The sequence below is a fragment of the Bacillus sp. Xin1 genome (assembly GCF_013314535.1).
Classification (GTDB): Bacteria; Bacillota; Bacilli; order Bacillales; family Bacillaceae_G; genus Bacillus_A.
The window spans coordinates 1-20,463 of the sequence record NZ_JABUAE010000027.1 but is presented as its reverse complement, the minus strand read 5'-3'; the positions used below and the strand labels follow the sequence as shown (position 1 = coordinate 20,463).

The window sequence follows — 20,463 nt, the reverse complement described above, 5'->3', positions numbered from 1 at the left end:
ATCTCCATAACTCCTTCCTTACATCTTATATAAATGTAAGCACACATAAAAAGCTGATCCAAAACAAATTTTGAATCAGCTCTTTTTCAGCATTCTTTATGCATTTATATTTTGCTTTTCTTGAAGTACTAGCTGCTTTTCACTACGATTTGCCATAAAGATATAACATAAAACTGCGCCCACTTCGCAAAGAGCAATTACAATACCCATAGGAAGTGCAGTATTACTACCTCCAATCCCCACTAAAGGTGCAACAAGTGCTCCAGAAATAAACTGTAACAATCCAAGTAAAGCAGAAGCTGTACCAGCAGCTTGTTTTTGGTTTCTCATCGCGAGTGAAAAACCTGTTGTCGATACCACCCCAACACTTGACACAACAAGAAATAATGAGCATAAAACACCAATTAGTCCGATTTCTAATACAATCGTAAGAAGTAAGGAAATACCACCAAATGCAGCAATACCAATACCTGCTACAAACAATGTTTTCTCACTCAACTTCCCTGCTAAACGCCCGGTAATTTGGCTGGCAATAATAATACCAATACCATTAATGGCAAAGAATAAACTAAATGCTTGTGGTGTTGCTCCGTATATATTTTGCAACACAAACGGTGATCCCGAAATATAAGCAAACATCGCCGCTGACACTAAACCTTGGGACAAAGCATATCCCATAAATAAACGGTCTTTTAATAACTTTCCATATGTTGATAATGTTCCTGTTAAACCGCCTGTCTCCCTCTCTTCAAGAGGTAATGTCTCCCTTAATACAAAAGTAGCGGATATTAACATAAATACACTTATCGCTCCAAGAACGATAAAGACTCCACGCCATGATGTAAACTGCAATAACTGTCCTCCAATAATTGGAGCCAAAATCGGTGCTGCTCCATTTACTAGCATAAGTAGTGAGAAAAACTTCGTCATCTCAGAGCCTGAGTACATATCACGTACCATCGCACGAGATATAACAATCCCAGCTGAACCTGAAGCTCCTTGTAAGAAACGTAATAACACTAAACTCCAAATAGATGGTGCAACAGCACAAAGTAAAGAAGATGCAACATAAATAATAAGAGCAATAATAAGCGGTTTGCGCCGTCCATAAATATCACTAATTGACCCAACAAATAATTGTCCAACCGAAAGCCCTAGTAAACAAGCTGTTAAAGTAAGCTGAGCGAGAGAAGCATTCGTTTGTAAATCATCCGTTAGCTTTGGTAAAGACGGTAAATACATATCAATGGACAATGGTCCAATTGCTGTAAGTGTCCCTAATACAAGAATCGTCCATAACCTGTTTGCTTTTACAGGTTTATATACATCGTGATTAACTTCATTCACTTCCATCATTCACCCTTTCTAATATAAACTTCAAATCGTAACAATTATAGTTACAACATTAAATATACGTCAAGTATATCGTACTTTCCTATGCAACGAAAAGAGAAAAGCGATAGAATCTCTATCGCTTTACTTTTTCAAGTTGCCATTTGTAAATTTAGATACAGAAGACATTGTTTCTCCTGTGTCTAAATATGTGATTTGAATTAGATCTCCAACTTCTGTAAACATAGCATATGGGAAATCTTTTGCAGAAATCATAAATACTTTTTGCTCATTTTCTAGTAGTACAAAGACAATTGTATTTTCTCCAGATTTCTCTTTATAAACACGTTGTACAACGCCTTCTTTTTGTGCTTCTTTTCCACTAGAAGTTGGACGGAATGAATCACCACTTCCTGTTAGCACACTTTTATATTTTTCAAGCGCTTCTTTTTGCGTTGAACCTGTCGCAGATACTTTTGCGTTTGAAGCATAGATCACGGTATGAGCACGTACTAACCCTCCGTCATCAATAACAGGTACAATCCAAGACGGTTTACCATATACATTATAAATTACAGGCATTGTTCCATGCCATTTCTCCCTCTTGAAGGAATTATCCACCACTTCTGTAGCAGCTGAACCATCCATAATTCCTTTTATTTCTTTTCCATTATAGTAATAAAGCTTTCCTGTACGTGCATCCACTAAGGAGTAACCTAAAGCGGAATCGACACCCTCTTTTGGAGAAGTGAAATCTGTAAAGTAATACAATTTTCTATCCTTCCCGAATATTGGTGTAACCCCTTCCTTCGTTCCCCATTCAGTTGGAATCTTTACATCACTTTGAGAAAACTTCGTGTTCCAAAAACCATGTATGAACTTACCGAAATACGTATTTAGCATTGCTGCTGTTTCATGATTTAAGACACCATCAATAAACTTAGGTGCTTGCCCTTTATCATATCTTTTTACATCACCTGTTTGCGCGTCTACAACTACAACACCTTGTACTTCAAATCCAGATCGACCTGAAATAAATTCACCATATGTCATTGTATAGTATGGTTTGCCTTTATCATCTACTTCAAACTTCGGTTTTCCTTTAAAGATAAGGCTTGGTTCTGCTTTTCGAACAACACGTTCCAATTTATTACCGAAAAACATACTTGGTACGTATTTCATTTTATAACCAAGATGTAATTTTGCCTCCGCATCAGGGTTTGTACCTGACATCGTCACATAACCTGGAATTGCTTCTGCCTTACGAGCCTTAAAGAATCCAGAAACCTCGATTGGAGCTACATATAACGCTTCTCCATTCACCATTTGTGGTGTAAGTTCCCCTAATTCAAAATACGCGACTTTTGGAATATCCCCAAATACCTTTTTCATCTTATTTTCTGCCGTTTTCGGAGGAACAGTAAACGGTTGGTCATTTTCAGTAAATGGCTCTGAAATATCTTTTTCTACTTTTACAACTGAATCATATTTATTTTGCGAGATTACTATATCATGCAAGTAACCAAAATAGCCGTAAGATACAAGTAAAGCAAACATTACTGCCGCTTTCAACTTAACTTCTAATCTCCCTTTTCTCTCCTGAGAAACCAGGACTACTCCAATTAATACTGCAATTACAACAGAATAATGCGTAAGAATCGAATCCACGCGGTCATCAATTAACCAAAGATATTCATAGATTGCAATACCAATCCAAAGTAGAATCGGAATAACTAAAGTCGTTGCCGCCTTTTTCTTTACAACTTTCTCAGATCCTTCTTTATCCACTGTACGAAGTGGCTTACCGCTCCTTGTCCATGGAATCAAAAACAATGTGAGAATGGCTAAAACTATAAATTTAATCAAAGGTAATGTCTCCTTTTATTGTGTCTTTCCTTTTAGTATACCAAATAAGGGGTAATGAGGTAAAAATGGGAATATAAAATATCTTTATGATAAAATTGGAAATAAATTCATAAAGGGAGACAGCATACATATGGAAACAAATACAGCTTTTAAAAATGATTTAATGAAAAAACCATCTTTATTCAGCATGATTACATCACCCGCACTACAATTCCAAAGAATGCGTACTCACAAGCCAATTATAGTACCGTTATTCATAATCCTACTTTTAACAATTATTACAAGTGCTCTTTTCTCATATGTCACACTAAATAATCCTGCAATAAAACAAATGAATAGTAATTCTGCTTTTCAAATCCCTACTCATATTACTTTCTTAACCACTTTCGGCTTTACTGCAGTTAGCGGCATAATATCCGTGTTTTTCGCCCCTATCTTCTATAAAAACATCATGATCTTTTTTGGAGTCGACACGACTTATAAAGAATTACTTTGCGTTACGCTCTATTCCGTATTCATTATGAAACTTGGGATGTTATTGAACGGAACCATCGCTATTTTACTAGGAAATTATCAAATTTCCTATACGAGTTTAGCATCCTTATTAACCGATAACCTCATCTTACATGCTATGGCGCAAAGGATAGATGTATTCGCCATTTGGTACTATATCGTTTTAGGTATTGGGTTATATATTTTAACGGAATTACATAAGAAGAAAGTTATGGTACTTGTGATTGTGTTATTTATCATTACAACTGCTTTAATGAGTATAGGTGGGATTATGCAGGGGATTACACAGATGCATTAACCTAAAATATTAAAAATAAAGATCGTAAAATCCACTCTTTTTAAGGACAGGTTTTACGATCTTCTTTTTCATCCACATGTTTTATAATTTTTCTCGTGCCCAACCTACAATTCTTTTTATATCTTCAGGTTTCGTCCTGCAACATCCACCAATTAATTGCGCTCCACATTCATACCAAATTTGAGCACTAGTCCCATAGTCCTCTTGAACTGGTGCTCCATGCCAGGTCTTAGTTTTCGGATCATACTCTTCACCTAAATTGGGATACACAACAATTGGTTTGTTAGTTTGGTGACGTATTTCTTTTATAAGAGAAGGAATATATCGAGGTTGTGTGCAGTTTATTCCCACAGCTGCTACTTGTTCACTCTTATCCAACCATTTTGCACAATCTGTAATTAATTCTCCACTACAAATATGCAGTTCATCCTTTGCACTGAAACTAATCCACGCATAAGTTCCCGAAAACCCTTCTAATAATCTAGCAATTGCCTTAGCTTCTATTAAACACGGTATCGTTTCACAAGCAAGGACATCTGCCCCGGCATGAATAAGGATCTCCATACGCTCTCTATGAAAATCCATTAATTCATCTTCCGTTACATTATAATCCCCTCGATACTCCGAGCCGTCAGCTAGAAAGGCACCATATGGCCCAATTGATGCTGCAACCAAAGGTTTTGGGCGGTTAAAATGATTGCTACTGTCTGACCAAAATTCATCTCTAGCTTCTGTAGCTATCTGAACAGATTTTTTGATAAGCTGGAATGCTTCTGCCTCACTCAATCCCCTTTTGATAAAACCCTCGGCAGTCGTTTGATAACTGGCAGTAATCGCACAATCCGCACCTGCTCTAAAGTAATCCATATGTATTTGTTTTATACTCTCTGGATTTTCTATAAGAACTTTCGCGGACCAAAGATTATCATTCAAATCATAGCCATGACGCTCAAGCTCCGTAGCCATTGCACCATCTAGTATCATCAATGGAAATTCTCTTAAAATATTTTCTATCGGATTTACGTTACGATAATTATTCATAGGAATCACACGCCTTTTCATAATGATTTTAAAATCCAAAGAGCTTTAACCAAAAAGAGTCCATTATCTTGCATCATTCAATTTTTTTATTGCCCGTGGGCGATTTCTATTACTTTTTAAGTAATATGTAAAATAACATAAAGCTAAAAATAGAATACCACAATAAAGAGCTATCCTTTGATTAGGATCAAAAGCTATACCAATGCAAGATGCAAAACATAATAGAAAAGCCGCAATAGGAACGATTGGATAAAGAGGGGTTCTATATTTCAAATCCTCTACATAATTACCTTGTTCTAAGAAACGTCTCCGAAACATAAATTGTGAAGCTGCAATTCCCATCCAAACAACGACCACCGCAAAACCCGAAATAGATACAAGAACGATATACACAGTATCAGGTGCAACTATACTAGAAAGAAGAGATAAACATCCACCGATCATGCTAAAAATTAAAGCATGAAGAGGAATTCCTTTTGATGTTAATTTTGCAAAAGAAGGATTGATCATCTTCTCTTTTGAAAGGGACCATAGCATACGAGATGAGGCATACAACCCTGAGTTCGCAGCTGAAAGTAATGCCGTCAAAATAACAAAATTCATAATATCTGCGGCATACGGTACACCAATCCTATCAAAGACTACAACGAACGGACTTTCAATTACTCCAGCTTCTCTCCAAGGAATTAACCCTGAAAGAACAAAGATTGTACCAATAAAAAAGATAAAGAGTCTCCAAACAGTATTTTTGATTGCCCGCGGTACATTTTTCTCTGGGTCTATACTCTCTCCAGCCGCAATACCAATCAATTCTGTTCCTGAAAAAGCAAAACTTACTGAAAGCATAGTCATGAAAATTGGAAAGAAACCATTTGGAAAAGACCCATCTTCCCCAATAAAGTTTGATAGCATAGGTGCTGAAGATACATCTTTCATAGAAAGAATACCAAACATAGCTCCCACACCTAAAATAATAAATAATAATATGGTGACTACTTTAATACTGGAAAACCAAAACTCTGATTCTGCAAAGAATTTTGCTGAAAAAGCATTGGAAAGGAAAATGGTTGCAGCAAATATTGCACTCCACATCCAAACCGAAGTATCGGGAAACCACCTTTGCATAAGTAGACCTGAAGCCGTAAATTCCGAACCTAATGCAACAGTCCAAGTAAGCCAATACATCCAAGCAATCGTAAAGCCAGTCCCAGGTCCTATATATTTCGTTGCGTATGTATGAAAAGCTCCAGTAACTGGCATTGAAACCGCTAACTCTCCAAGGCATAACATCACCAAATACATAATCAAACCACCAATTAAATATGCAATCATTGTTCCGATTGGACCTGCTTGATTAATCGTGTATCCCGAACTTAGAAAGAGCCCTGTCCCAACTACTCCCCCTAATGAAAGCATAAATAAATGTCTACTCTTCATCGTTCTTTGCAGCTTTGTTTGACTATCTTCATTTGTATATTCCATAATAATCCAACCTCTTCTAATTATTTTTCCGTGCAATATAGCATTAAAAATGCTTGGAAACAGTTATATCCATTCAAAAAACTATTAAATTTTATACTCCCCCTCCTTTACAACATAAAAAAGCCTCTTTCATCTGAAAGAGGCATCGTCCATAAAAATTATATGATGGCTTATCTCTCAGAATGAATCCATTCTGCAGGAAGTGGCACCGTTCCGAATTTCGGAGGTTGCCGGACGTCATAGGGCCTGTCCCTCAGTCTCTCTTGATAAGTGAATTTATTTATTGAATTTTTAAATTAATAAAAATTATATTCCTGAATGATTTTTATGTCAACATGCAAGTTCTAAATCTATCACATCATATATCCACTAAAGTGAAATAAACTCTATAAAAGAACAATAGAAAAGAGCATTTTTTTAAAATAGAGAAAATATCATGGGATTAAAATGATTAAAGGAGGCTCGCTATGAAAGCAATTGTATGCACAAAATACGGACCACCTGATGTTCTTCAACTCAAAGAGGTCGAAAAACCTATCCCCAAGGATAATGAGGTACTAGTAAAAATTCATGCGACAACAGTAACATCTGGGGACTGTAGAATTCGAGGTTTCAATAGTCCTCTTTTGTACTGGATTCCCATGCGAATCATCCTAGGTCTTAGAAAGCCGAGAAAACCTATATTGGGGGTAGAATTGGCAGGAGAAATTGAAGAGATAGGAAAAAATGTAACACAATTCAAGAAAGGGGATCAAATTTTTGCATTAACGGGGATGAGTGTTGGGGCTTACGCTGAGTACACATGTATACCTGAAGATGGATTGTTAGCACCGAAACCGGAAAACATGAATTATGAGGAAGCCGCTGCTGTTCTTTTTGGTGGAACTTCAGCATTACATTTTCTTAGAAAAGCAACTATCCAAAGTAGGCAAAAAGTTCTTATCTATGGAGCTTCTGGAGCCGTAGGAACTTCCGCGGTACAGCTTGCCAAATACTTTGGGGCAGAAGTTACCGGGGTCTGTAGTACTACAAATTTAGAGTTAGTAAAATCTTTAGGGGCTGATAACGTAATTGATTACACGAAAGAAGATTTTACAGAAAGAGAAGAACGCTATGAGATTATCTTTGATGCAGTCGGGAAAAACACCAAATCTAATTGCAAGAAAGCACTCACTTCGAACGGGACATACGTGTCAGTCGAAGGAATGATAGCAAAAGTACGTACTGAAGATTTACTTTTCCTCAAAGAGCTTATCGAGGCAGAGAAAATAACATCCGTCATCGATAGACGTTATCCACTAGAACAAATTCCTGAAGCTCATAAATATGTAGAGAAAGGGCACAAAAAAGGAAATGTAGTAATAACTTTAGATAATCCTAACAAAACTTAAAAATGTTTCTGATTCTATGCACTTCATATACCAATAGCCTGTTCCTGTATCATAACCTCCTTTCATTCACCTTCAATTGTTTTTTCTTTTGAACATAACAAATCCTCCTTTAGATAATCATATCTAAAGGAGGACAACACCGTGACTTTATTTCAAAGCCACATTATTATGTAGGTTTCGAATAAAGTTTAATTATTTTTATTCAACTAAAGCTCCCCGATAGTTGATTTTTGAATATAGTTCACTATCTAAAGTGAAAATTGGAGGATTTAAAAGTATGTATTAAGTGGCATTGTATACTTCACCTGCTTACAACAACTTCTATTTTCCCTAGCCTTTAATGACTATAAGAGGAATGCAATTATATACTTAACATGCAATAGAGTCTCTTTAATAGGTTGTATGTATTTTCCCCTCACCTTCTATATGCTTCCGTAAATAATAATACCTATGAAGCTCCATAATGAAATGATACAAAATAAACGAAAGCATTGAGTATACACACATTAATACAATTGCTACCATCTGTTGTGTTGCAAAACCAAGACTGATATTAGCAATGAGTTGACCTAATCCTACAAAAGCCACTACCCTAAAACCGCTCTTTCCTTTCAGTGATTTTGATTCCTTTATTGGTGCCTGAAGTTTTTTAACATGACTTTTATAATAATGATACAAAGCAAAAATATACAAACCAACTGAAAAAATGAAATAGATTGGAGTTTGTAATTCTAACATTCCATATGCAAATTTTTGAGTTATCACCAATAATCCTACTGAAATACCAACCCCCGAATAGTGGACACTAAAAAAGTGGACCTATTCGGGGTTCAGTTCATCCTTAATAATCCGCTTTTTTATTTCCACCAAAAAGTTGAACAGTCTGCCTTATCCAAAATATTAAACTTGATCATTTTCTCAAGTAATGAGAAATCAACCGGACTATCCCATTTGATACGTACCAACTGCTTGGTGTAATCATAGCCAGCCTGCACAATTTCATCAGAAAAATGATCAATCCCTACCTTTTCAGGTGCAACTGCCAAATGATGTTTGGCAATGCTAAAACCAATAATAAATGTGCCATGATCGGTAAACATAGGCTGATTCCACGCAATTTTTAGCATTAGATTTGGAAATTTCCATATCTGATCCACATTTTTATCCTATTGCAGCTTTTACACGAATCGTTTCCGTACACCTATAAAGGTAAAGGGAGCTTAATACCATAACGTTGCTATACAATTGTAAGTCAATGTAGTTGCTAGAGTATTATACAGTGGAAATTCACATGGAAATCATAGAGCTACAATCACAGGCTAAATAAGAAAAAAAGCTTCCTTATGAAGACTGTTTCATCCTTATGTATCCTGTAAGGATATCCATTATAAAACCCTAAAATCTTTCATACTTTCTCCAAGAATATAGTGTGAAAACCACATCAAATTCTGCTTCATAATAGCCACATTAATTCCTGGCTGGTCAGAACTATATGCCATTCCTTTAAATATAATTAATTCTGTATCAACTTCCATATCCCTTAATCCTTGATATAGCTCATATGCATTTGGAGTTGGGACTCTTGCATCCTTTTCGCCATGCTGGATTAAAGTGGGGGTACGGGCTGATCCAATATATGTCATTGGTGATGTTTTAGTATATATCTCTGGATCATTCCATGGATTATTTCCTAAATACATCCTAATAAAGTAAGGTATATCTGTATTTACATAATGGGTACTCCAATTAGTAATTCCACCTCCAACTGAAATAGCTTTGAATCTACTACTAAATGTAGAACAGAAAGCTGATATATATCCTCCGTTGCTCCATCCCATAACCCCTACTCTATCTTTATCTGCAATCCCTTTGTCAACTAGTTTATCCACTCCAGATATAACATCATCGTAGTTAGCAATTCCCAGTTTTCTATAGTTTGCTTTTAAGAACTCATTACCATAACCAGAACTTCCCCTGTAGTTTGGTTCTAAAACTATAAAGCCTTTTTCGATAAACTGTTCAATAGGATATTTCTCATTAAAACAGTCTGAAAATATTGGAAATGATGCCCAAGCTGGACCACCATGGATTACCACTAATAAGGGATATTTTTTATTTGCGTCAAACTCTACTGGGGTTGATAAAACTCCCTCTATTTCAAGACCATCACTACTTTGCCATGAGATTATTTCCCTGTTACTTTTAAGCTTTCCTTTGAAAAAGCTATTTTCATTCGTTATTTTTTTATCGTCTAAATAGACTTCAAAGGTTTCATTTGTAATAGCCTTACTATAGGATATATGATTTCCATCCCTTGTTATAGAAGCATCCATTATAAAGCTATCTACTTTTTCGCTTAACATTTCCACAGTGCCATTCTCAGATAACAACCCAATAAGATAATTAGTTTTATTCTGCCATCTAATTAAAATTCCTTTAGCTGTCCACCGTAATGGAATAACCGTACTATCAAAATCTGTTAAAGGTTGAATTAGCTCCTCATTATTAATATCATATATCTCTAATGTACTGTCTTGTATATGGGTCTTATAGTAATCCTTCTCCCTTATGCTTGCTGAGTAACATATTTTGCTGCCTTCAGGAGAAAAGCAAACGCTCCCTCCCAACAACTTATCTATATTCATCTTTTGTAGTTCTCCAGCTTTAATATCTAGTATGTATAGATCTCCATTAATATAATCTCCCATATTTGGGCTTGGTGTAGCCATTAATACAACCTTTTTCCCATCATTTGAAATATCAAATTCATGGATATGAAAATCCTTACCATCAGTTAGTTGATAAACAACGCTATTTTCGTGCTCATCTTTATTCTTACCAGCACTATCAGAATTTTTCGGGTGTTCATATTTATCATTTTCTATCACTTTTTCTTTTTCAATGTAATATAAACAATTATTCTTGTATTCCTTACCTATATGATGGAAATCTCCATATAGTTCCTTACGTTTCTTTATCGCCTCAGATTCTTTTGACTGTGCAACATAATAAAAACCCTTGCCAGTAGGCTCCCACTTGAATTTACTGACCCCTTCTTTCTCATCAGTAATTTGAACCCCACTATAACCATCTATTGACTTAACAAAGATCTGATTTTTCTTATTATCCCTGTCACCAACTGGGCTAAGGTATGCGATATATCTAGAATCTGGAGACCATAATGGGTATGTACTATCTATATCCCTAGTTGTTAATGGGTAGCTCTGCCCCTTATCTTTTTCATATATCCATACATGATTCCTATATTTATTGTCTTTCCAGTTAGCTGTCTTCTTGACAAATGCTACGTTTTTGCCATCATCACTTATATTTGTACCTGATAAGGTTGGTAATGAAATAATCTCTTCTATACTTAGATATGTTTTTTCAATCATTTTTATTAATACCCCCCCTCGTAATGTCTAGTAATCTATCGTCTCTTCTTGTGGTAATAAAGGAAATTGTTCACGAATATCCAAAATAAAATCAGAAAATTCAGTCAGATAAAAGTAGTTCCGTTCCAAATCCGATAAAAACTCATGTTGTCTGCCGGTTTTTATACCTTTTAATCTTGTCGACCGACCTAATGAGGAAACATCTTGAATTTTAAGCCAAGGCTGATAATCTCCCCCACTGCCAGTTTCTCGCCCCTCTTTAATCCACTTATCGATTTTAGATGTTCTTTTTCTTTTCGACACAAAAACACCCCTTTAGATAACCATATCCAAAGGGGCGAAGCTTCGCAACTTTTTTATAAACATCGCGACTTTATTTTAAATCTACAAAAAGATTATAAATTGCTTAATTTCCTACTCAACCGTAACAGACTTAGCTAAGTTACGAGGCTTATCAACATCACACTCACGGTGAAGCGCTGCGTAGTATGAGATAAGTTGTAATGGAATAACTGCTACAAGCGGTGCTAATGCTTCATGTACAGCTGGTAGTACGAAGCTGTCACCTTCCATTTCTAAGCCCTTCATTGAGATGATACATGGGTTTGCTCCGCGTGCTACTACTTCTTTCACGTTACCGCGAATCCCAAGGTTTACGTGCTCTTGTGTAGCAAGTGCGATAACTGGTGTACCTTGTTCAATTAACGCGATTGTACCGTGTTTTAATTCTCCACCAGCAAATCCTTCTGCTTGGATGTAAGAGATTTCTTTTAATTTTAACGCCCCTTCTAATCCTACGAAGAAGTCTACGCTACGTCCGATGAAGAAGCAGTTGCGAGTTGTTGCCAAAAATCGTTTTGCTAGTGCATCCATTTCTTCCTTTTGATCACAAAGCACTTCCATTGCATTCGCTACAAGACCTAATTCGTGTGTTAAGTCGAAATCAAGAACTTCACCTTTAGCTTTTGCAATGTCAGCTGCTAAGATTGAAAGCACTGCAAGCTGAGCTGTGTAAGCTTTCGTAGAAGCAACTGCAATTTCTGGTCCTGCATATAAAGGTAATGTGTAATCTGCTTCACGAGAAAGCGTAGAACCTGGTACGTTTGTGATTGTTAATGCTTTATGACCCATTTCATTTGTTTGTACAAGTACTGCACGGCTATCTGCAGTTTCACCACTTTGTGAAATGTAAATGAAGAATGGTCTTTCTGTTAATAATGGCATATTGTAAGAGAATTCACTTGCTACATGTACTTCTACAGGTACTTTTGCAAATTTCTCAATGAATTGCTTTCCAACAAGCCCTGCATGATAACTTGTTCCGCATGCAATAATATAAATACGATCGCTATCTAAAATCGCATTACGAATGTCTTCATTTAATTCAATTTCGCCATTTTCATCTTGATATTTTTGAATGATATTACGGATTACAAGTGGTTGCTCATCAATTTCTTTTAGCATGAAATGAGGATATGTTCCTTTTTCAATATCACTTGCATCTAATTCCGCTGTAAACGGTGCACGCTCAATCGTTTCACCTTGTAAGTTTTTAATTGTAATACTTTCTTGTGTTACGATTACCATTTCTTTATCCATTAACTCGATAAATTGATCTGTAACCTGTAACATCGCCATTGCGTCGCTCGCAACAACATTAAAGTTGTCACCAACACCTACTAATAGCGGGCTTTTGTTTTTAGCAACATAAATCATGTTTGGATTTTCAGCATCAAGTAACCCTATCGCATAAGAACCATGTAAAATCGATAACGTTTGACGGAATGCGTCTTCTACACTTAATCCTGTGTTTACTTGCTGTTCCATAAGCTGCACGATAACTTCTGTATCTGTTTCACTTACAAACGTTACATCTTGAAGATATTCTTTTTTCACTAGTTCATAGTTTTCAATTACACCATTATGAACGAGCGTAAAGCGCTTTGATGTACTTTGATGCGGATGTGCGTTTACTGTACTTGGAACACCGTGTGTAGCCCAGCGTGTGTGACCGATTCCCACGCTTGCTGCTACGTCCCCATCTACGATTTCACGAAGTTTTGCAATACGGCCTTTTTCTTTGTATAAAACAACACCGTTCTCTGCTTGTACTGCAATACCCGCTGAATCATATCCGCGGTATTCTAGCTTTTCTAAACCTTTTAATAAAATTTCCTTTGCATCCTGCTCTCCAATAAATCCTACGATTCCACACATGTTTAGTCGCCGTTACAAATGCTTACATTGCTCTGCGAACATGTAACGACATAGTCCGATCCCATTATTTATATATAAAAAACGGATTACATATTGCTAGCCCTGTAAGTCTGTAACGGCTTTCACCTTCCTCTCGATTGGGTTTAAGTCCGTATACTTCTTATACAGCTAGTATTCATCCGTTCCTTTTCTCTCATCACACTTTTACCTTTGTCCACCAAGTCACCTTAGTGATTTAAGTAAAAGCCTTCGGTTGTGATGAACAACCGGGAGTCATCCGCCGAAACCTCGATAAAACTCCTCCTCGTCAACTACACAACTTGTAGTTCTGGCGCTTTTAAAATTCCTATATTTACTTTGAGAAAAAGAACAAGACAATCTTATAACAAACAACATAAACCGTCAATAAAAATTTTTCATTGTCTATAAAACATATGAAAAAGGAGCACTCTTTGTGCTCCTTTTTTGTATAGAATCAACGAATTATTCAGCGCCAACTTCAGCTTTCACAACTTCTACAATACGATGTACATATCCGTCACAAATCTCTTGTGTTGGTGCTTCTGCCATTACACGAATAAGTGGTTCTGTTCCAGAAGGACGAACAAGGATACGACCATCTCCGTTCATTTCTTCTTCTACCACACGGATAATTTCTTTAATTTTTTCATTTTCTAATGCTAATTTTTTGTCTGTTACACGAACGTTCACTAATAATTGTGGGAACTTTGTCATTTCACTTGCAAGCTCAGACAATGGTTTTTTCGTCATTTTCATAATGTTTACAAGCTGAAGTGCACTTAACATTCCATCTCCAGTTGTAATGTAATCAAGTAAGATAATATGACCAGATTGTTCACCACCAAGGTTATAACCACCGCGTTTCATTTCTTCCATTACGTAGCGATCACCAACTGCTGTTTTATTACTTGTAATACCGTTTGCTTCAAGCGCTTTATAGAAACCTAAGTTACTCATAACTGTTGAAACAACTGTGTTATGTTTTAGCTGACCAGTTTCTTTCATGTATTTTGCACAAATATACATAATTTGATCGCCATCAACGACGTTTCCTTTTTCATCTACTGCAATTAAACGGTCTCCATCGCCATCGAATGCAAGTCCAATATCTGCACCTTTTTCTTTTACTAGTTCTGCTAGGCCTTCTGGATGCGTAGAACCAACACCATCATTAATGTTCATGCCGTTTGGTGAAGTTCCCATTGTAGAAATATCAGCTTCTAAATCTGCAAATAAATATGGTGCTAAAGAAGACGTTGCCCCATGTGCACAATCTAAAGCAATATGTAAGCCTGAGAAATCTTCTTCTACAGTTTGTTTAATGTATTGTAAGTATTTTTGTCCACCTTCAAAGTAATCGTTCACTTGTCCAAGTTCTGTTCCTGTTGGACGTGGTAATTCATCTACTGCCTTATCTAATAAAGCCTCAATTTCTGCTTCTTGCTCATCAGTTAGTTTAAATCCATCTGAACCGAAGAATTTAATTCCGTTATCTTGTACTGGGTTATGAGATGCTGAAATCATAACACCTGCTTGTGCATCTAGTGCTTTTGTTAAATAAGCAACTCCAGGAGTTGAAATAACGCCAAGGCGCATAACTTCAGCTCCAGTTGATAATAGACCTGCTACTAACGCCCCTTCTAACATATGACCAGACACACGTGTGTCACGACCGATAATAACTTTTGGACGATCTGTATCTTTTGTTAATACATATCCTCCAAAACGTCCAATCTTAAACGCTAATTCAGGCGTCAATTCCTCATTCGCGACACCGCGCACACCATCTGTACCGAAATATTTACCCATTGCTATTCGCTCCTTTTTCTTGCTCTTTTTGTTTTTGAGTTTCCTCTTGTTTTTCTTCATTCTCTTTTTCAGGTTCTTTGTTTTGATCCTCTTCTTTTGGTTTTTCTGTTTCAGTCTCATTATCTTTTGGTGAATCTGGTTGCTCTGGCTTACCTTGTACTTCTTGATCTGGTTTTTCTTTCTTAACAAGAGTTACCTTCGCATTTTTTTGTTTCGCTTCTATTGAAATACCATTAGGACCACTAACCTGAATTGGAATATCATGCGTACCAGGAGATATATTTTGTAGATTAATTGCCGCTGTTATTTGTGCTGCTGTTATTTTATCTACTATACTTGCTTCCCCTGAAATATCAACGCTTATCTCTCCATTTTGCGGAGAAAGTAGTTGTAAAGTGAATTCATCTGATAGTCCATTTTTTTGTATAGAAATGCCGTCGATTGTCTTATGCTTTGTACTTTTTTGCTTTTGCACTTCGACAGAAACCTTGACTTGGCTGGGACTTACATTTGTTACACCTTTCGGTAATAAAACAGAGGCATCGAATGTTGTAGACTCCGTAATTTTACTAAGATCTACTTCGACGCCCTCCAAGGACTTTATATTATCCAAAACATCTTTGGGACCCGCTATTGTCACCTCATTTGGCTCGATACTGATATTTGTAACAGCTAGCCCTTCCGGTACATTTCCTTTTTTCACATAAGTTAATGGAACTGTTTTCTCAATATTATTTGTCGCAGTTGAATTTGAAACTGGGATTGTAACATTTACTTTAGACGGTGTTGCTTGTAAGTCTAACTTCCGTCCATCCTCATCATACAATACAATTTCAGCTGTCTTTGTGACTGTTTTTGTTATCCCCTTCAAATCAATATACGCCCTGACAAGCGCAACTTTTGCTAGTTCCTCTTCTGTACCGGTAACTTCAACAGTCCCTGGTTTAATAGTTGGATTAGCCCCCATACTACCACCCGGCATTTGATTCTCATTTGAATACTTCACTTCCACAGGAAATGATTTTTTCACCTTATTTTGAATCGTAACTTTAACTTTCTCTGGTTGAACGGTTGCTTTTAAATTGTTTTCCATCCCGGTATATTTTAAAGGAACATCATATGTTCCAGTAGAGTACCCACGTAAATCTAAAGATACACCAAACTCGCGTTGTGATCTTGCTGCAGTAATCACGTTTTTGGGTCCTTCCAATTTTACTTTTACATACTTCGGGATGCCGTTTACAATATATTTATCTTCATCGTAGTTTACTGCTACTACAATGTTAGACACTGTTTCAGTTATATCACCTGTTGGAAACGGTGATGTATTCTTATTCCCTGTTGTATTTTTGTCTGACAAATTCGTTGACATGTAAAGCATGAACGCCAATAGTAATGAAATTCCTTTTAAAAACCAGTGGTTCTCCATTAACTTATCCATGACGCTTTCTCCTCCAATTCCAATTCCATAAAGATGAAGAAGTTGTTTTCACATTTCCACTAAACTCTGCTAAAAGCATTTCTTTCAGCTGTTCGACTTTTAAATTACGATGTAATTCTCCATTTTTAGTTAAAGAAATTTGGCCTGTTTCTTCTGATACAACTACTGTAATGCTATCAGTGACTTCACTAACTCCCATCGCAGCCCGGTGGCGCGTTCCTAATTCTTTTGATATGAACGGGCTTTCCGATAATGGCAAGTAACAAGCTGCTGCTTTAATCGTATTTCCTTGCATAATAACTGCTCCATCATGAAGTGGCGTATTTGGAATAAAGATATTAATAAGAAGTTCTGATGAGACATTCGCATTTAAAGGAATTCCAGTTTCCACATAATCTCCCATTCCAGTTTCTCTAGATAACGTAATAAGCGCACCAATACGTCGTTTACCCATATATTCGGTTGCCTTTGCCACTGCATTCGCAACGATTTCATATTCTTCTTCTTCCTGACCAATTGCACGGGAGAATAAGCTTCCTCTTCCCAATTGTTCAAGCGCTCGTCTAAGCTCTGGTTGGAAAATAATAATTACGGCTAAAAATCCCCATGTCAAAGCTTGGTCTGTGAGCCACTGCAATGTATGCAACTCAAATAAATAACTTAATATACGAACGATAATAATGACTGTAATCCCTTTCAAAAGTTGAACAGCTTTTGTGCCTCGGATTACAAGAATTAGCTTATATATAACAAACCACACAACGGCGATGTCTAATATCGTACTGAGATATTTCAAAAGGTTCATATCTCCAAAAGGCATGCTAACCCTTCCTCCTACTTCTGAGCAATTTTATCCATATACTGAAATATTATTATTCTGCTCTATCTGTATGTATTTACAACAACTAGTTAATTATACCATACATGAAAGAAACGACAATTACAAACGACATTACCGCCTTGGTGGAAATTGGTAAGATGTCGAACTTTTTTTTGCAGAACGGTATAATATAACTCACTATTATACTCTCATTTTAAAATAAAAAAAGCAGCATCTCAGCTGCTTTTCTTACATTTACTTTAGTTTTTCACCGAATAAAGAACCCATTAAAGCTACCGCCGTTGTTGCCGTTCTATTTTTCTCATCTAGAATTGGATTTACTTCAACAAACTCAGCAGATGTAATAATATCAGCCTCTGCTAACATTTCCATCGCTAAATGGCTTTCACGATACGATAGCCCACCAGTTACAGGTGTGCCAACTCCTGGCGCATCATGTGGATCAAGTCCATCTAAATCTAATGATAAATGAACACCATCTGTATGAGATAAATAAGCAATTGTTTCTTCCATAACAGCAGTCATACCCATACGATCAATTTCATGCATTGTAAATACTTTAATTCCTTCATTACGAATGAAATCTTTTTCACCTTCATCCAATGCACGTGCACCGATAATAACAACGTTTTCCTTTTTAATCTTTGGATACTCTTCATATAAATTAACGAGTGAAGGATGTCCATATCCTAAGCTCGCTGCAAGTGACATGCCGTGAATGTTACCAGACGGCGATGTCTCTTCCGTATTTAAATCCCCATGTGCGTCGTACCAAATAACTCCTAAATTTTTATAGTGCTTTGCCACTCCTGCAAGTGTCCCAATAGCAATACTATGGTCTCCACCTAGTACCAGTGGAAAACGACCTTTTTCTATAATACGATCAACCTTACTTGCTAGTTCATCACAAACATTTGCAACTTGTGTAAGGTTTCTTAATTTTGTATTTTCATCTATCTCCTGTTCTCTTTCAATACATAGGTCTCCGATATCTTCTACGTCATACCCAATATTTTGAATTCTTTCAATTACTCCCGCATAACGAATTGCACTTGGTCCCATATCAACCCCGCGACGCATTTGTCCTAAGTCCATTGGAACTCCAACGATTGAAATTTCTTTCTTCATAGATAGTCTCCCCCTTTTATGCCTTCACTAAATATTTTAAATCTTTTATATAGTCTGACTCAACTCGACATTTTTTTGTATGTATATACACTCTATTCACCCATATCTACGTAGAAATCTATATCCTAAAGAAATTTCATGTATAAAATGAACCTTTTCTACAGAAACCTCATTGCACATGTATTCATAAATAATTGAAAATAAAAAAACGCCTCCTATATTAGAGACGTTTTTCTGATGCTAGTTTCCATACAGATGCGATATTTCGTGCGGTTATTTCAATATTTTCCTTTGCTACTATATAAGCTTCTTCTAGTGTCATTGGACTTGATGTGGCACTAAACACAGCATCTATTCCTTCTTTATACACTAAAATGTGGTTAGATAGTACAGAACCTCCAATAGCTATAACAGGTATATGAAATTGCTTCGCACGCCTAGCAACCCCAACTGGAGCTTTTCCATAAGCTGTTTGTACATCTATTCTTCCTTCACCGGTAAGGACAAGATCGGCTTCTTTTATATGTTCATCAAAATTTGTATAATCCAATACAATTTCAATTCCTTTTCTTAATTCCCCTTGTAGTACAGCAACAACTGCTGCACCTAATCCCCCCGCTGCTCCTGCACCTGAAATCTTTTCTACATCAATATGTAACTGCTGTTTTAATAAATGAGCATAATGCTTTAAGTTATAATCTAACTGTACAATCATTTCTCTACTAGCACCCTTTTGTTTTGCAAATACAAAAGATGCTCCTTTTTGTCCTGTTAAAGGATTATCTACATCACACGCTGCTTCTATTTTTACATGTGCTAAACGAGAATCCAAATTCACTAAATCTAAAGAATCAATTGAATGTAAATTTCCACCGACAGGTTCTATTACTTGTCCATCTTTCTTTAAAAACTTTACACCTAGGGCAGAAAGCATGCCAGTCCCCCCATCGTTCGTAGCACTTCCTCCAAGCCCTAAAATGATGTGCTGTGCGCCTTTATCCAGCGCATCTAATATAAGCTCTCCTGTTCCTTTTGTTGTTGTGATGAGAGGATTTCGCTTGTCAACTGGAACATGATGTAATCCAGATGCTGCTGCCATTTCAATAAAAGCCGTTCTTTCATCCTTCGAAATGCCGTAAAATCCCTCTACAAGCCCTCCAAGTGGACCTGTTACATAAAGTGAAATAATCTTTCCACCCGTAGCATCAACAAGGGACTGGACAGTACCTTCTCCTCCGTCTCCGATTGGGACTTTTACATACTCAGCTTCAGGAAAAATTTTAGTAAATCCCTTTTCAATAGCCTTACATACTTCTATCGCTCGTAAGCTTTCTTTATATGAATCAGATGCAATAACAATTTTCAACACTCATCCCCCCATTCCCCGTATCCAAACAAGCTTTAATTCGAAGCCTATTTTACTCTATCTTTCTATTGTAAACGAAATGAATGGAAACTTGTCCTTATTAAGCAGGATAAACAAAAAACCTTACATCTTTTGATGTAAGGTTTTTTCTAATTTATAATGGAGCCTAGCGGGATCGAACCGCTGACCTCCTGCGTGCAAGGCAGGCGCTCTCCCAGCTGAGCTAAGGCCCCGAAGTAAAAAAGCGGAAGACGGGATTCGAACCCGCGACCCCAACCTTGGCAAGGTTGTATTCTACCACTGAACTACTTCCGCAAAAATG

General features: G+C 36.7%; 13 protein-coding genes, 2 tRNA genes, 4 pseudogenes and 1 riboswitch. Of the genes and pseudogenes, 2 read left to right on the top strand and 17 right to left on the bottom strand.

Annotated elements, in window-relative coordinates; genetic code table 11:
- Nucleotides 1-96: 96 nt before the first annotated feature.
- On the bottom strand, nt 97-1,356 hold the full coding sequence (locus HRG09_RS19840) for a multidrug effflux MFS transporter (protein ID WP_174102586.1): 1,260 nt from the start codon (nt 1,354-1,356) through the stop codon (nt 97-99).
- 120 nt (nt 1,357-1,476) lie between these two features.
- The gene (locus tag HRG09_RS19835; protein ID WP_174102631.1) at nt 1,477-3,195 is read right to left on the bottom strand and encodes a DUF3981 domain-containing protein; all 1,719 of its coding nucleotides are present in this window, start codon (nt 3,193-3,195) and stop codon (nt 1,477-1,479) included.
- A 133-nt stretch (nt 3,196-3,328) separates the two neighbouring features.
- On the opposite strand from HRG09_RS19835, the gene yknW reads away from it, so the two are divergent.
- Nucleotides 3,329-4,009, top strand: coding sequence for a YknW family membrane protein (gene yknW, locus HRG09_RS19830; protein WP_174102585.1), 681 nt, complete (start codon nt 3,329-3,331; stop codon nt 4,007-4,009).
- An 81-nt stretch (nt 4,010-4,090) separates the two neighbouring features.
- Here yknW and mmuM read toward each other — a convergent pair whose 3' ends face one another.
- On the bottom strand, nt 4,091-5,050 hold the full coding sequence (gene mmuM, locus HRG09_RS19825; RefSeq protein ID WP_174102584.1) for a homocysteine S-methyltransferase: 960 nt from the start codon (nt 5,048-5,050) through the stop codon (nt 4,091-4,093).
- A 63-nt stretch (nt 5,051-5,113) separates the two neighbouring features.
- A complete protein-coding gene (locus HRG09_RS19820) occupies nt 5,114-6,532 on the bottom strand; it encodes an amino acid permease (protein ID WP_217448108.1) in 1,419 nt (472 codons plus the stop codon).
- A gap of 167 nt (nt 6,533-6,699) precedes the next feature.
- A riboswitch (SAM riboswitch) is annotated at nt 6,700-6,805 on the bottom strand.
- A gap of 194 nt (nt 6,806-6,999) precedes the next feature.
- On the opposite strand from HRG09_RS19820, the gene HRG09_RS19815 reads away from it, so the two are divergent.
- The gene (locus HRG09_RS19815; protein WP_174102583.1) at nt 7,000-7,923 is read left to right on the top strand and encodes an NAD(P)-dependent alcohol dehydrogenase; all 924 of its coding nucleotides are present in this window, start codon (nt 7,000-7,002) and stop codon (nt 7,921-7,923) included.
- A 390-nt stretch (nt 7,924-8,313) separates the two neighbouring features.
- Here HRG09_RS19815 and HRG09_RS19810 read toward each other — a convergent pair.
- The 13 genes and pseudogenes from HRG09_RS19810 to HRG09_RS19755 form a co-directional block, all read right to left on the bottom strand.
- Nucleotides 8,314-8,715, bottom strand: a pseudogene (locus HRG09_RS19810) (hypothetical protein); the annotation flags it as partial.
- Nucleotides 8,716-8,780: 65 nt separating this feature from the next.
- Nucleotides 8,781-9,065: pseudogene (locus HRG09_RS19805) on the bottom strand (iron chaperone); the annotation flags it as partial.
- Between the two features lie 243 nt (nt 9,066-9,308).
- The gene (locus tag HRG09_RS19800) at nt 9,309-11,324 is read right to left on the bottom strand and encodes a S9 family peptidase (RefSeq protein WP_174102628.1); all 2,016 of its coding nucleotides are present in this window, start codon (nt 11,322-11,324) and stop codon (nt 9,309-9,311) included.
- Nucleotides 11,325-11,354: 30 nt separating this feature from the next.
- Nucleotides 11,355-11,621 (bottom strand): annotated as a pseudogene (locus tag HRG09_RS19795) (TnsA endonuclease N-terminal domain-containing protein); the annotation flags it as partial.
- A gap of 111 nt (nt 11,622-11,732) precedes the next feature.
- The gene (gene glmS, locus HRG09_RS19790) at nt 11,733-13,535 is read right to left on the bottom strand and encodes a glutamine--fructose-6-phosphate transaminase (isomerizing) (RefSeq protein WP_174102581.1); all 1,803 of its coding nucleotides are present in this window, start codon (nt 13,533-13,535) and stop codon (nt 11,733-11,735) included.
- Nucleotides 13,536-13,547: 12 nt separating this feature from the next.
- Nucleotides 13,548-13,732: pseudogene (locus tag HRG09_RS29080) on the bottom strand (hypothetical protein).
- A 286-nt stretch (nt 13,733-14,018) separates the two neighbouring features.
- Nucleotides 14,019-15,365, bottom strand: coding sequence for a phosphoglucosamine mutase (gene glmM / locus HRG09_RS19785; RefSeq protein ID WP_174102580.1), 1,347 nt, complete (start codon nt 15,363-15,365; stop codon nt 14,019-14,021).
- The gene (locus tag HRG09_RS19780) at nt 15,358-16,806 is read right to left on the bottom strand and encodes a CdaR family protein (RefSeq protein WP_174102579.1); all 1,449 of its coding nucleotides are present in this window, start codon (nt 16,804-16,806) and stop codon (nt 15,358-15,360) included. The genes glmM and HRG09_RS19780 overlap by 8 nt, the downstream gene beginning before the upstream one ends.
- Complete coding sequence (cdaA, locus tag HRG09_RS19775) at nt 16,799-17,626, bottom strand: diadenylate cyclase CdaA (RefSeq protein ID WP_174102578.1); 828 nt, start codon at nt 17,624-17,626, stop codon at nt 16,799-16,801. The genes HRG09_RS19780 and cdaA overlap by 8 nt, the downstream gene beginning before the upstream one ends.
- A 255-nt stretch (nt 17,627-17,881) precedes the next feature.
- On the bottom strand, nt 17,882-18,775 hold the full coding sequence (gene rocF, locus HRG09_RS19770; RefSeq protein WP_174102577.1) for an arginase: 894 nt from the start codon (nt 18,773-18,775) through the stop codon (nt 17,882-17,884).
- A gap of 220 nt (nt 18,776-18,995) precedes the next feature.
- Nucleotides 18,996-20,141: a glycerate kinase gene (locus HRG09_RS19765; protein ID WP_174102576.1), complete on the bottom strand. Its 1,146-nt coding sequence runs from the start codon at nt 20,139-20,141 to the stop codon at nt 18,996-18,998.
- A 160-nt stretch (nt 20,142-20,301) separates the two neighbouring features.
- Nucleotides 20,302-20,374, bottom strand: a tRNA-Ala gene (locus HRG09_RS19760).
- 10 nt (nt 20,375-20,384) lie between these two features.
- Nucleotides 20,385-20,456 (bottom strand) — tRNA-Gly (locus HRG09_RS19755).
- Nucleotides 20,457-20,463 lie beyond the last annotated feature (7 nt).

What these genes read in the sequence shown, in the direction of transcription:
- HRG09_RS19840 (WP_174102586.1), bottom strand. Translation starts at nt 1,356, where the DNA reads ATGATGGAAGTGAATGAAGTTAATCACGATGTATATAAACCTGTAAAA.
- yknW (WP_174102585.1), top strand. Translation starts at nt 3,329, where the DNA reads ATGGAAACAAATACAGCTTTTAAAAATGATTTAATGAAAAAACCATCT.
- mmuM (WP_174102584.1), bottom strand. Translation starts at nt 5,050, where the DNA reads ATGAATAATTATCGTAACGTAAATCCGATAGAAAATATTTTAAGAGAA.
- HRG09_RS19820 (WP_217448108.1), bottom strand. Translation starts at nt 6,532, where the DNA reads ATGGAATATACAAATGAAGATAGTCAAACAAAGCTGCAAAGAACGATG.
- HRG09_RS19815 (WP_174102583.1), top strand. Translation starts at nt 7,000, where the DNA reads ATGAAAGCAATTGTATGCACAAAATACGGACCACCTGATGTTCTTCAA.
- glmS (WP_174102581.1), bottom strand. Translation starts at nt 13,535, where the DNA reads ATGTGTGGAATCGTAGGATTTATTGGAGAGCAGGATGCAAAGGAAATT.
- glmM (WP_174102580.1), bottom strand. Translation starts at nt 15,365, where the DNA reads ATGGGTAAATATTTCGGTACAGATGGTGTGCGCGGTGTCGCGAATGAG.
- HRG09_RS19780 (WP_174102579.1), bottom strand. Translation starts at nt 16,806, where the DNA reads ATGGATAAGTTAATGGAGAACCACTGGTTTTTAAAAGGAATTTCATTA.
- cdaA (WP_174102578.1), bottom strand. Translation starts at nt 17,626, where the DNA reads ATGCCTTTTGGAGATATGAACCTTTTGAAATATCTCAGTACGATATTA.
- rocF (WP_174102577.1), bottom strand. Translation starts at nt 18,775, where the DNA reads ATGAAGAAAGAAATTTCAATCGTTGGAGTTCCAATGGACTTAGGACAA.